The following is a 13,629-nucleotide window of genomic DNA, read 5'->3' as shown; positions in this document are numbered from 1 at the left end:
AAATTAGGAACATTGTTTTTTTTGAATTCTATTCTGAATATCCTTTAGTATTTTATTGTTATTGAAAATCTAACTTCGTGTATAGATTCACGATGATACATTAATGGATAAAAGCATTTATTTTCTTTATGTCACTATACTCTTTATAATAATTATAGGAATACTGTGATCATTTATGAGAGCTCCATGTTTCATACAACTAGATCACCATATTGATTTTTGGAGGATTGCGGGGATGCAGGAGAAAGGTAGTAATATGCAAGTTAAAGCAGATATCATGATGCTAATTGTCACAATCTGTTGGGGTTCTTCCTATTTGTTTATGAAAATAGGATTAGATTCATTACAAGGCTTCACTTTGATTTTTCTACGATTCATTTTTGCTTTTATTTTAGCAGCTGTTGTTTTTTATAAGCGATTATTAAAAGTGAATATGAAAACCATTAAATATTCCTTCATTTTAGGAACTGTTTTGTTTTTTGCATTTGCATTTTTAGCAGTTGGTATGCGTACCACCACAGCATCTAATGCAGGATTTTTAGTAAGTCTTGCGGTTATTTTCGTTCCCGTTATTTCAGGGATTTTTTTGAAACAAAAGACTGAATTTCGCCTTGTTATTGGAGTTAGTACTGCATTAATTGGAATTGCACTTTTAACATTGAACAGTCATTTTCAATTAAGCATAGGAGATTTCTATTGTATCATTTGTGCATTATTATATTCTGTTCATATTATATTGACTGGTAAGTTGACAAAACATGTAGATTCTATTTCACTAGGTGTTTTACAACTAGGATTTGTTGCAGCTTGGGGATTTATCTTTTCATTACTATTTGAAGCGCCTCAACTACCACAGACTGTAAATGCATGGATTGCTGTCTTGGCATTGAGTATCATATGTAGTGCATTAGGATTTATTATTCAAACCATTGCCCAACAACATACTACACCAACTCATACTGGTTTGATTTTTTCCCTAGAACCTATTTTTTCAGCACTTTTTGCATTCATTTTCATCGGAGAAACACTTACAGTTAGAGGTTATATCGGAGCAACATTGGTTATATTAGGCATATTATTTGCTGAGATTAATTTCAAGAAATTGTTTCTTAAGAAGGAGCAGTCTAATGTCACAATATAATATGGCTGCTTGTCAATACTAAAAAAAGCATCGGTCTTAGCACCGATGCTTTTGCATTAATAGATATTTTACATTCATTAAATACCAAATTACAATTGATTTATTTTTTCAAATCAAATCGTACTATTTCTTTATTATCAAATAACATTATTCCTTATCCGCAAATGTAAATGATTCACCAACACCACGGTCAGTCATACTCGGTAATTTACCTTCATATAATGTTTTACCACTTTTCATTTCGTACGCTACAATAAACATATCACCTTGATTGTTATTTTTATATGCTTCATATAAAACATAGATAGTTTCTTTATCAGTTTTTAAATTAACTGTACGGATATATTCATAATTTGAGAGAAAGCTAGGTTTCATTGCTTCCTTATTAACTTGTAAATACGTCTTTTTATCGATAGCAAATACCGTAGAATTAACACTTATGTAGAAATTGTTTTCATCTACACTAAATGCTTCAACATAAGTATTGTCTTTCGAAAACATAGGTAAAGTTAATTTTTCACTTTTGTTTGTTGCAAAATCTACCGTTAATAGTTTAAATGCTTGTTGATTAGATAACACCATAAACAATTTCTTTTCATCCACAACTATTCTACTAATATCTGTATAGTCACTACCTGGTAATGAAAGTTCGACGTTCGTAACTTCTTTCAAATGCAAATTATTTTGTTGAATTTGATAAATTCTCAACAAAGATTGTGATGAATTGGCTGACCAGTTACGTAATACTACACCATAGTACATCACACCATTATTTTCAAATAGCATTTCTTGATCAATTTGCTGATTCGTTGTAATACCTGTTACTGATATTTGTTCTTTTTGAAGGTTATTCGTCTTCTTATCTTTTTTAGCGATTGTTACAAATGTTTCATTAGAACCATATGGAAACTTCGGATTGAATTTTGCAACCATTGTGAACTTATCATTTTCGTAATCAACTGCATAATTCATTCCTCGATACAAATCTTTATTATTTAAGACTTTTTCACCAACCCCAAAAATTGGATCATATTTCGTCTTTTGAAAAGTGACTTTGTCCTTTGTTAAGGCCATTTTTTCATATTTATTAGTATCGACTTTAATAGTATTTTGTAATGTAACACCTCCTAGTGCTTCTCGATTTCCTTTTTCATCTTTTATCGTAAATTTTCTATCTATTGGTGCTTTATTTACCTCTGCAACGCCGACTAACGTTCCGATAGATAAGGCACTTATTATTGAAAAGGTAATAATTCTAGTAAATTTCATAATTTCTCTCCTATATTGAAACTTTTTTCTTTAATAAGTAATAACTAATTGCACTGCTTAAAACTAGAACAGTAATTGTGAACGCCCAATTTGCTAAAGTTCTCTCTGAAGTGTATAGTTCAAGTGTATTTATATAGAAGAACACGGCAATTGTACTTGCTATATAAATAAAACCACCAATCATACCAATAATTTTCTTTGAACGATCCCATAATACAAATACAGAAAGAATAGAAAACATCATAACAATAAACGCTAAGTTAAATAGTAAAGATGCAGCACTAACCGGTAATGCAAATGGTAAAATCTGCGAATGCAAAATGAAGTTTTGCACTAGATTACTCGCAATAATTTGTTCTGGAAGAATCATTTTTACTATAAAACTACTTAAAAAGATATTAAGTAAAATAACTCCATAATACGTGATAAAGATAAACAAAAATACAACCAATTTACTTGTAAAAATACGGAATCGACTGCCCTTAATACTTAATAATGTATAAATTCGCTTCGATGCTCCAAACCATTCTTTATACCAAAGATAAAAGCCAAATAGAATTAACCCAAGTCCAACAAAAATTAGTATTAATACTGGATAAGGATTTTGATCAATAATGGATGTTAAACTCATTTTATCTACAGTCTTTAAATATTCATTCATCGCTACCCCACTTTCAGTAGCTCCTCTTACTAAGTCCTCATTAGCATTTGATGCTATTTTATAGAACATACCTTGAAAACCAATAATCGCCAATGCGAACATTCCCAATAAGAACGGAATGATTTTACGTAAATCTATTTCAACAAACGTTAAGAATTTCATACTCTTACTCCTTTATCCTCTATAAATCTTTCTCATCTTTTCAACAACTGATAAGCCTTCTGCTTCAGCTTCTTGCTTTGTAAATTTACACAGCACTTTTCCTTCTTCAAGCAATATTACATCATCAGCAATTCCTTCAATTTCATCAATTTCATGAGTGGTAATAATAATCGTCTGATCCTTAATCATAAACTCTGATTTCAGCGATGCGATAAACTCTTCTCTTGAGAATAAATCTAATCCACTAAATGGCTCATCCATTAAAACATAAGGTGAATTTTGACTAAGTCCCATAATAATCGTAAATCTTGCTAAATTACCTTTTGATAGTTCTTTCAGTTTTCGTTCTTTCGGTAATTTAAAAAACTCAACCATACGCTTCGCTTTTTCTGAATCAAAAGAATCATAATATATTTCTGCAAATCGCAAGTTCTCTTCTACTGTCCAGCCAATTTCATGAGTAGGAATGTCTGCTAGAAATGCAATCTTATCAATGTTTTTCTCACTTACTCGCTCACCATCAACCAATATTTCACCTTTACTTATAGGAACTAAGCGCATAATCGATTTCATTGTTGTACTCTTTCCTACTCCGTTTAAACCTAGTAAACAACTAATTTTCCCTTTCTCAAAAGTAATATTTACATCATCCAAAATAATTTTCTTACCATATTTCTTTGTTACATTACGTAACTCAATCATTTTATCCGCTCCATTCATTATCTCTATCACAGTAGTAAGAATATCGAAGAAATCTTAACAACAGCTCACAGAATTTCTTAAGAAATTCTTAAATTAATTAAAAAACAGTCACCGATCCTTTTTCATAAATGCTTTACACCTTGAATTTGATTCAATGTAAAAATAGCCACGCCAAATTTTATAAATTCTTATCATTAAAAAAAGCTACCATTATTAGTAGCTTGAAAATTGTATATTTAGATATCGTATTGTCTTTTAAATTTAAAAATCTCATCAACAGCTTTGTGATATCCACCCGATTTTTGAAAAGATTCTCTAAGATTTGCAACAGTTCCAGCGTAAGATGGGTCATTTAACAAATTCTCTGCAACTTCATATAATTGATTTGCTGTCAAACTTTCCATTTGTAATTGGATACCTGCTCCAATATTGGTGACTTGCTCCGCAATTATCGGCTGATCCGCACTTTGTGGGATTACAATGAGCGGCACTCCATAATATAGACCTTCATTAGTACTATTCATTCCTCCATGTGTAATAAATAATTTAGTGTGTTTTAGCACTTCCGTTTGTGGAACATAATTTTTCACGATGAAGTTTTCTGGGATATCTCCCAATTTTCCTAGTTGTGTTTGTTCCCCTATAGACATGATAACTGTATAATTAGTGTTCCCAAACGCCTTTAAACAAAGCTTGTAGAAATCAATGGCTTGGTTAATAACCGTACCTCGTGAAATGTAAATTACGCTTTTTCCCACGATTGATGAAAGGTCTAAGTCATCTGAAGTTAATCGTGGCGAAATGGATGGACCTACAAATATATATGTTTGGTCAAACGCTTCACCAAAAGGTTGGAATTCCCTAGTTGTATAAACAATTGTAAGTGGTGCAGGGTTACAAAAAACTTCATAAGGAGAAGTAATTTCAATATCATATTTTTCTTTAATTTTTGTTGTTAAGTTTTGAAAATCATCATTTATCTTTTTTAACATTTCTGTAGGGACATTTTTTGAAAGTTGTTCTATTGTTCTATCGAATGATATTTCTGTCTCTGCAAAAGATGTACATGAATTAATTGCAGGAAGCTTAAGGATTTGGGCAAATAAACGTCCACATCCAAACATCGAATCGTGAATAATGTAATCAAAATGTTCCCCTTTAATCTGTTCAAGAACTTCAGGTATGATTATATCAGCTGTATGTAAAAGACCATTGACTCTTTCAAGTAAATGATTTCTTCCACCTGAGATAAAGGCTTTGATAAATTTTTGACCGTCAAAAGTTCGTACAGTAGCTCCTGTTTTCTCAATACGCTCTCGAAAAGCTTCTATTGTAAAGTACACTACCTCTTCACCACGCGAAATAAGCTCTTCCACTACTCCAATAGTTGGATTGATATGTCCTTCAGATCCACCATTAATAAATAAAACACGTGCCAATTCTACCACTCCTTAGATAAAGATATTTCCAACATTTTATTAGAGGTTAGGTCACCATCCTCTATCTCTGCTTAACTATGTTAATGCACTGAATGTGTTTTTAACAAGAAATTAGGAATTTTACTGTAATTGCAAAAACACAATATAAAAAATAGCTGAATTCAAGAGTTATCTAACAAGAAAAGAGCTTATACTTAATAATTTCAGCTATTAAGCTAAGCTCCTGATATTGAAGTAATTTATCTACCCATTAGTGAGGTAACTTACAAAACTATTTTTTTATATTTGCTTTCATTAATAATGAAATCTGTTGCTCAACTGTATTTGAACTCTGTTCCAGTTGATGAATAATTAACTCCTGTCTCTGCAATGGATGATTTTGACTTAACTTTGCTTTTCCTTCTATATTAATGACAAACTTTTCATTTAATACAATACACCTATTCATAAGTTACATGTCACTCAATTTCAACCTTTAATGATTTAGCTATCTGAATTGAAATGCAGTTAGTTTTTCTCTAATGCAGCTCCCTTTTTTGATACGGGAGCATTTTTGCCGATTATTACTGAGAACACAACAATCACTGATATTACTAGAGTGAATAATGTGATGGATTCGTCTAGAAATACCGTTGAAAACAGAATCATCAAAAATGGTTGTAAATATTGAATCTGACTAACACTAGCTATTCCACCTATAGCCATTCCACTATACCAAGCGACATATGATAGAAATTGACTAACCACTGCGAGATAAATGAAACTTACCCAAGCTTTTATGGGAGCATGGAACATTTCAGTTGTAATGTTTAGTCCAACTGGAATAATAAAAAATGGAGCACCAATCATGATTGCCCAAGCAATTACTTGCCAACTACCTAATTCTTTAGCTAATCTCCCACCTTCTGCATAGCTAAGACCAAGAATTAGCACCGCTGTAAGTAAAGCCAAATCTGCAAATTGCAATTGACCAAATCCCAGATGAAGTGCATAGATAATAACTGCTGTAGAGCCGATTATACTTGAAATCCAAAATTTCAAAGAAGGAATTTCCCCTGCTCTAAACATAGCAAATGCTGTTGTTGCTAATGGTAGCAGAGCTACTTCCACAGCTCCATGAGAAACCGGCAAGGATTTCATTGCCCAAGAAGTGAGGAGAGGAAAACCTAAAACTGCACCAATAGCAACAATAATTAGACTTTTGAATTGGCGAAGGGAAGGGAGTTTTTCTTTTCGAACAATAAACACCAAAGCTACTAAAAAAGCGGCTACTACTGTTCTTCCTAAACCAACGACCGTAGTTCCAAAATACTCTACTGCAATGCTTGTAGAGGGGAGTGTTAAACTAAAACAAATAACTCCTAATAATCCCAACATTAATCCATATTTCTTTCTAGTTTCTCTTTGCATGTAAACAACCCCTATCTGTATATTTTGTACCATATCTGCATCATTTCCTGACTTTTCCGAAAACAACTTTGATATTATTAACATATTAATATGTATACAAAATAAAAATAAACGATTGTTTTACCCATCTGTACCGGTACAGATGAAGGAGGATAAAGAATATGAGCTCAAAATATATGGAGATAATGAACAAAATTAAAATGCAGCTTAAAGTTGGATCGCTCGTTGCAGGTAGTAAACTACCATCAGTTCGCCAGTTATCGGAGGATTTATCATGTAGTAAAAATACAGTTATTAAAGCTTACACCGAACTTGAAAAAGAACACTTAATATACTCTGTTCCTAAAAGCGGCTATTATGTTGTAAATGAATTTCAAAATGTGACAAATGAATATGATGTAATTGACTTCTTATCTGCTGGTCCAGATAAGAACGTTATGCCTATTATAGAGTTTCAACATTGTATGAATAAAGCTATTGAACAATACAAGGAAGAGATTCTTACATACTCTGATCAACAAGGTCTTTACTCTTTACGAGTGCAGTTAGTGAAGTATTTACAAGAATTACAAGTTTTTACTCAGCCTGAAAGAGTAGTCATTGTTTCTGGCTCACAGCAAGCTCTAAATTTATTAGTTTCTATGCCATTTCCAAATGGAAAAAACAATATTCTTATTGAACAGCCTACATATTTCGGATTAATTGAGTCTATCAATCTACACCAAGCAACTACTTTTGGCATAGAGCTATCAATGAATGGAATTGATTTGGATCGTCTGGAATACATTTTTCGAAATAATGATATAAAGTTTTTCTACATTATCCCGAGATTTCACAATCCACTTGGACATAGTTACTCAAATAGTGAAAAGAAAAAAATCGTTGAGCTAGCTGAAAAATATGATGTCTATATAATCGAAGATGATTTTTTAGGAGACCTTGATCTGAATACAAAGTCAGATCCTTTATTTTCTTTTAATCCTTCTGGAAGAGTGATATATATTAAAAGCTTTTCGAAAATATTTCTCCCTGGATTAAGAATAGCTTCTGTCGTACTTCCAACAGTAATGATTAATAATTTTTTGCGCTATAAATTCAGTTCGGATTTTAATAGTTCCACACTTTCTCAAGGTGCCCTAGATATCTATTTGAAAAGTGGTATGTTTTATAGCCATCTCAAAAAAATAAAAGAGGTATACAGTGCTAAAATGCACATTCTTCAAGAAGCATGTGCATTATTGCTACCAGATAATACTCAATTTACTAAACCAACTTCAGGATTCTATCTATCCATCAGTTTGCCAGCTAATGTGACAGCAAATCAAGTAGTTCATATGCTAAATGAGCAGCAAATATATGTTGATGATGCATCTAGAATGTTTTTACCAGAATATAAAAAGGAAAATATCCTTCGATTAAGTATCTCTCAAGTGAACGAGAGTAAAATAAAAATAGGGATAGAACGATTGACTCAATGTATTACTTTTCTTGACAGTAGAAAATATCACCCGACTCCAAATAAATTTTTACATTTTTAGTACGGTTAATTATAAAAAAGATAGATAAAGTGATTTTTCAATCTACCTTATCTATCCTTATAAATTAGTTATAAATTTATTATTTCTGATAAAGGTGCAACAGCCGTCTTTGCATCATCTAAGCCCATTTGATAGATATCTTCAAGCTTGTCCAGATTTTTTTCAAAACGACTAATTGTAATCGGCGAACTTGGTGCTATAACAAGTGCCTTGCCTTCTTTTTCAAGTTTACTAATATAGCCCAATGTTTCATTATAGATTTCATGACGTCTATCAAGAAGATGAATCATTTCAGGATAGTCTTTAAACATACGTTTATATACAAAACGGAATTTTTCCGGTGTTTTTACATAGCCTCTTTCTCTCGTTAAGACAATAATGACTTTATCACAGCCATCTTCTATCGCTTTACGGACTGGAATCGGATCAGAAGTACCACCATCAAGATATTTTCCACCTTTATATTCTACAATAGGAGAAAAGACAGGAATAGAAGACGATGCGCGTATAATAGTTGAATCATAATCTAACTCTTCCTTGCCAAAATAATGAGGTTGTCCTGTGCTTACATCTGTTACCCCCGTAACATATTCACAAGGTGATGCGTGAAATGCATCATAATCAAAAAGTTCTAATTTATGTGGAATCTCATCAAATATGAAGTCCATACCAAACATAGATTTTGTTTTTATGTAATTCGAAAAGCTAACATACCGTTTATCATTTAAAAAATTCGTATTTACACGGTAACTTCTGCCACGTTGTTTGGATACATATGAAACTCCATGACAGGCACCTGCAGAGACACCGACCACATAATCAGTTGTTATTTTTTGATCTAAGAACCAATCCAAAACTCCAATTGTATATAATCCTCTCATTCCTCCTCCTTCTAATACTAAACCAACTTTCTCATTTGTCATGTGATTACCTCCACTCTTCCTTAATAAAATTTCATATATTAATCTAATTATTGCGGTTATTCTCTGTTTAGTTGCCCTTGCACATCGCATTTTCATCTATAATAATATACTGCTATTATATTGAAATTTCACTAAACAAAACGGAATAAAATAACCATACCATTATATGAAAATAAGAAACAGTAATTTACTCAAAAATTACAACTGTTTCTTATTTTGGAATTACAGTAATAATTAACGGCTAATACTTATACTTAATCTAACGGATTTGCTAGTAAAACATTATGAAGGAATTCCACTTCCTTAAACATATCTACTGTTGTACGAACAGGGTCACCATTTGGACTTAATACATAAAACACCTTATTTGTCTTATCGGCTATTTCTTGCAATAATGTTGCCATTGAATTAGCGTATATCCCTAAAGCTTGACGACTCCATTCAAACACAATTATATTTACATTGTTTTTCTCAATTAGTTTCTTCATTCCTAAAAACGCCTGGTATTCTCCTCCTTCAATATCCATTTTAATTAATTCAATTTTCGGATACATATCAATATAATCATCTAGCATATCAGCTTGAACACTTATTTCATTGACCTTCTGATCAAATCGACTATCAAAATCCTTCAATTCAGCGCTTTCTCTTTTGTAAATAGAATTATGTCCTGGAAATTTATCTGACACATGTAATGTTAAGTCGGTATGAACGGAATATACAGCCTTTTGCTTAAGTTCTGCTTGGGCATGTAAATAATTCGTACCCACATTATCACATAGTAATTCAAACATTTTTGGATCAGGTTCATAGGCAATTACTTTACCTGTCGGGCCAACAAGAATTCCTAATAATGTTGTATAATAGCCGCTATTTGCACCAATATCAAAAACAATATTCCCGGCTTTTATCGTTTTAATCAAAAAATGAGTCAAAGGAGCTTCAAAAATACCTGAGGTAATTAAATAAGGAGTAATACTCAAATCATTAGCTGAAACAATTAAATGACCTCCCCATACAGGTTTTATTAACATTCTCCCCTGCCCAATATAAGTGCCATGCATAATGATAACCACCTTTTCATGTCTGTTTACATGCTTTCATTAAATAATTCGTCCAACATCTATTCTAAAATCTTACACTTTATACTGAATTGATTATATTCAGTATATTCAATAGTATGTGAATTACTTTGAAAGGTAACAAACAAAAAAACATCATTAAGGAATAATGATGTTTCTGTTAATGAAATAAATTATTCAGCATTACTCAATTCATCAAATAATAAAACATTTTTAGGCTTTGTCGCAACTGCTCTTTCGGTAAGTTTTTTTACTTTGATTTGAGCGATCATTAAATCTAGCTGAGCAATGGCTAACTCTGGATCATTGGAAATAGCACTATTTTTAAGGATTATTCGGATTTCTTTCCAAACGTTTGACTGTTCTGCGGAGTTTAAAGTTGAGTCTTTCAATATGAAAGTTTCAATCTCTCTTTCTACTTCTTCCATTTCATTAACAAGGTTTTGATATTGATAAATCTTTTCAACAAATTCTTTATGTACTAACATTATCTTCACCAACCTTAAATTAAATATTCGATTATTATTCTAAAATAATGTATTGCAGTTGAATAACTGTAATAATTTCTATTGTTCTACAATTACCCCCATAAAAGTATCTCATAAACTTTAAAAGTAATAAGTTCTCAAAATAGCAAAAAAAACTTCACAAATATTCTTTTCTTAATTTAAAAATTAAGTTAAATAAGGCTTCTTTTTCAATAACCTCTTTACATTCATTACAGAAATATCTAAACTCACGATTTTCTTTGAAGTTTTGATAACCCCGTTCATCTTCTTCAACATTGAATATTCTCTTACACGCAGTACATTGGATTTCAACATAATACTTTTGGTACTGTCCCATCTCTTACACACCTCATCCCCTAAAAATACGAGCTTTTATTTACATTATATTTCCAATATTCAGTTTCATATTCCAAACAAAAAGAAATGCACAAATCTAAAATGATTTGTGCATTTCTTTAAAAATTATTCTCTTATTTAAAATGTTTCTCCAGTAATAATTACTGGACCATTTTTCGTAACAATTAATGTATGCTCGATTTGTACAACAGAGCTCTTATCAGCTGTTGTAAATGTCCAGCCATCATCTCCTGTAAATACTTCTTCTGCTCCTGTTGAAACGAATGGTTCAAATGCAATAACCATTCCTTCTTTAAATAATGCATTATCTTGAGGATCATAATAATTCAAAATATGATCAGGTGCTTCATGAAGCGCTGTACCTACACCATGACCTGTTAAATTTTTGATTACTGTATACCCATTTTGTTTAGCGGTATTGTATACAGCTTTACCAACACCATTTAATTTAGAACCGACTTTAAACTTCTTCAAACCAGCTTCAAATACTTTTTCTGCTGCTGCACATAAATCATGTAGCTTCTGATCACCTTGACCAACAACAAAAGAAATACCAGTATCTGCAAAATAACCATTTTTAGAAGCTGAAACATCTATATTTATTAAGTCACCTTCTTGAATGACACGTTTACTTGGAATGCCATGAGCCACTTCTTCATTTACACAAATACAAGTATATCCTGGAAAGTCGACTTCATTTTTCGGAGCTGAGATTGCACCGTATTTCTCAAATAAAGCACCCGCTAATTCATCTAGCTCTAATGTTGTTACATTTGGTTTTGTTGCCTTCACCATTTCTTCTCTAATTGTCGCCACAATTTGCCCAATTTCTTTAAGGCCTCTAAGATCTGCTTCTGACTTTACTATCACTTTTATCCACCTCTGTTTAGAATCCTTACTTCTATTAAGCATTTAACAGACTAAATCTCATTGTCCAAAAAACACTTCATTGAAGCGATTAGTTATCAATGGTTGTTACTTAAAAACAATCATTAAATATAATTTCACTGTATTATTCATCATACCACTACTATTTTTTAATTTCTACTGATGAAAAAGAATCAAACCATTATAAAATTCCTACTTGCAACTTTTTTAACTATTCATTCGTTCAGTATATAGAATTAAATTAGGGGGGATATGATGAGTAAAATCAAAAAGCTTGTGATAATAGTTGGAACAATTTTTGCTGTATTACTGCTAGCTATAGGTCTTCTCATTTTTTCATTTATACTTGATATGAGAAGTGATTCAAAAGAAGAAAAAAAAGTAATTACACTTGCTAAGGAATATATAGATAAAACATTTCAAGATAAAGTAACTATTTTTGACACTTTATACGACAATATGGGAAATTTCAATGGATTCGAATACGCTGCTAAAGTGCACCATGAGAAAACCGGGACAGAATTTCTTGTTTATCAAAATAGCGAAACAAATGAAATGGAAGACACATTCATCATCGATAAATGGGAAAATGATATTGCAAAAGCAATTAAACCATCGATTGAAAAGGCGTTCGGAAAGTCGCTTACTAATAAAGAAGTTAAACCTATCATTGATAGTGACGATTATGATGAAATAAGAGATAAAATGAAAGATAATATCGAAATAAATGCATATCTCGAAGAAGAATTTGTAAAAGCTTTGAAACTAAATCCGAATCATCCCAACAATTATACAGATTTCGAATTGTCACCAACCATTCGCATAACCATTCCTCGCCATCAAGAGAAAAAAGATGAAGCCTTAATAAATGAAGTCATTCAATCAGCCCAAGCATACAACATCCTTAAACATGGAACATTCATAATCGATTATAGTGATGGTGGAGTTCCATTAGAAGAAAATGAATTGCGCCGTGATTTTTAAAATGATCTTGACTAGCAATCCTTCTTAATGATGGATTGCTTTTCTGTTATATTATTTAAAGAAAAAGCTCACTTTATATAAATAAATTTCGCTATACTATAGGTATGATAATCTAGAAGGAGTCCAACAATGAACAAAAAAGAACTTGAAGAACAAATCATCCATAACTTTCAAAACGACGAGAAAATGATGATTCTCATCTTTGCACAATGGTGTGTAAACCATGACTTAAACCCAGAAGAAGTCTATTTAAGAGCATATCCGAATCAATCAACTAATTACGCACTACAAGATGCAATTTCTCTAACAGTTCCTAAAGAGGAAGCGGGAGAAATTGCGAACGAAACATTATTAGGTGTCCTTTCACTGTTTGGAAATGATGATTTAGCAATGGTCGTTTCTGAAGAAATGAAAAAACTACATAAATAGTTTGATTGGTGGGGCACTCCCACCAATCATCAGGTAAAAATTTATTCACCTAATTTATCCCTCATCTTAAATAACTGCCATTATTCATATCAAAAGTAGCAGCCGTATATTTTTTGATTTATCAGACATTAAAAA

Annotated in this window: 15 protein-coding genes; 4 read left to right on the top strand and 11 right to left on the bottom strand. The window is 31.7% G+C overall.

The window, feature by feature from the left end:
* The first annotated feature begins 235 nt into the window (after positions 1–235).
* Positions 236–1,141 (top strand): DMT family transporter, encoded by a 906-nt coding sequence (locus TX86_RS07715; protein WP_081707601.1) that lies wholly within the window; start codon positions 236–238, stop codon positions 1,139–1,141.
* Between the two features lie 147 nt (positions 1,142–1,288).
* Here TX86_RS07715 and TX86_RS07710 read toward each other — a convergent pair whose 3' ends face one another.
* The 6 genes from TX86_RS07710 to TX86_RS07690 form a co-directional block, all read right to left on the bottom strand.
* The gene (locus TX86_RS07710) at positions 1,289–2,410 is read right to left on the bottom strand and encodes a hypothetical protein (RefSeq protein WP_042347724.1); all 1,122 of its coding nucleotides are present in this window, start codon (positions 2,408–2,410) and stop codon (positions 1,289–1,291) included.
* A gap of 10 nt (positions 2,411–2,420) precedes the next feature.
* A complete protein-coding gene (locus TX86_RS07705) occupies positions 2,421–3,233 on the bottom strand; it encodes a hypothetical protein (RefSeq protein WP_042347722.1) in 813 nt (270 codons plus the stop codon).
* A 12-nt stretch (positions 3,234–3,245) separates the two neighbouring features.
* Entirely contained in the window at positions 3,246–3,935 is a 690-nt protein-coding gene (locus TX86_RS07700) for an ABC transporter ATP-binding protein (RefSeq protein WP_042347720.1), read from the bottom strand.
* A 236-nt stretch (positions 3,936–4,171) separates the two neighbouring features.
* Positions 4,172–5,374 carry a macrolide family glycosyltransferase gene (locus tag TX86_RS07695; RefSeq protein WP_042347719.1) on the bottom strand — a complete coding sequence of 401 codons (1,203 nt, stop codon included), beginning with the start codon at positions 5,372–5,374 and terminating at the stop codon, positions 4,172–4,174.
* Positions 5,375–5,645: 271 nt separating this feature from the next.
* On the bottom strand, positions 5,646–5,822 hold the full coding sequence (locus TX86_RS26640) for a hypothetical protein (protein WP_439096748.1): 177 nt from the start codon (positions 5,820–5,822) through the stop codon (positions 5,646–5,648).
* 59 nt (positions 5,823–5,881) lie between these two features.
* The gene (locus tag TX86_RS07690; RefSeq protein ID WP_042347718.1) at positions 5,882–6,784 is read right to left on the bottom strand and encodes a DMT family transporter; all 903 of its coding nucleotides are present in this window, start codon (positions 6,782–6,784) and stop codon (positions 5,882–5,884) included.
* A 161-nt stretch (positions 6,785–6,945) separates the two neighbouring features.
* Here TX86_RS07690 and TX86_RS07685 point away from each other — a divergent pair, with 161 nt between their 5' ends.
* The gene (locus TX86_RS07685) at positions 6,946–8,322 is read left to right on the top strand and encodes an aminotransferase-like domain-containing protein (RefSeq protein WP_042347716.1); all 1,377 of its coding nucleotides are present in this window, start codon (positions 6,946–6,948) and stop codon (positions 8,320–8,322) included.
* 68 nt (positions 8,323–8,390) lie between these two features.
* Here TX86_RS07685 and TX86_RS07680 read toward each other — a convergent pair whose 3' ends face one another.
* The 5 genes from TX86_RS07680 to map all read right to left on the bottom strand — a co-directional run bounded on the left by TX86_RS07680 (position 8,391) and on the right by map (position 12,063).
* Entirely contained in the window at positions 8,391–9,245 is an 855-nt protein-coding gene (locus TX86_RS07680; RefSeq protein ID WP_042347715.1) for a patatin-like phospholipase family protein, read from the bottom strand.
* 254 nt (positions 9,246–9,499) lie between these two features.
* A complete protein-coding gene (locus TX86_RS07675; protein ID WP_042347713.1) occupies positions 9,500–10,309 on the bottom strand; it encodes an FkbM family methyltransferase in 810 nt (269 codons plus the stop codon).
* A 191-nt stretch (positions 10,310–10,500) separates the two neighbouring features.
* Positions 10,501–10,815, bottom strand: a complete 315-nt coding sequence (locus TX86_RS07670) for a lipase chaperone (RefSeq protein WP_042347711.1) — start codon at positions 10,813–10,815, stop codon at positions 10,501–10,503.
* Between the two features lie 157 nt (positions 10,816–10,972).
* Complete coding sequence (locus tag TX86_RS07665) at positions 10,973–11,173, bottom strand: DUF2197 domain-containing protein (RefSeq protein WP_042347709.1); 201 nt, start codon at positions 11,171–11,173, stop codon at positions 10,973–10,975.
* A gap of 137 nt (positions 11,174–11,310) precedes the next feature.
* Complete coding sequence (gene map / locus TX86_RS07660) at positions 11,311–12,063, bottom strand: type I methionyl aminopeptidase (protein WP_042347707.1); 753 nt, start codon at positions 12,061–12,063, stop codon at positions 11,311–11,313.
* Positions 12,064–12,336: 273 nt separating this feature from the next.
* Here map and TX86_RS07655 point away from each other — a divergent pair, with 273 nt between their 5' ends.
* Entirely contained in the window at positions 12,337–13,065 is a 729-nt protein-coding gene (locus tag TX86_RS07655; RefSeq protein ID WP_042347705.1) for a hypothetical protein, read from the top strand.
* Between the two features lie 129 nt (positions 13,066–13,194).
* Complete coding sequence (yxiS, locus tag TX86_RS07650) at positions 13,195–13,494, top strand: protein YxiS (protein WP_042347702.1); 300 nt, start codon at positions 13,195–13,197, stop codon at positions 13,492–13,494.
* Positions 13,495–13,629 lie beyond the last annotated feature (135 nt).

The sequence above is a fragment of the Bacillus massiliigorillae genome (genome assembly GCF_000380245.2).
Taxonomy (GTDB): Bacteria; Bacillota; Bacilli; order Bacillales; family DSM-1321; genus Bacillus_AD; species Bacillus_AD massiliigorillae.
Note: the sequence above shows the minus strand (reverse complement) of the source record. Positions and strands in the feature narration are given on the sequence as shown.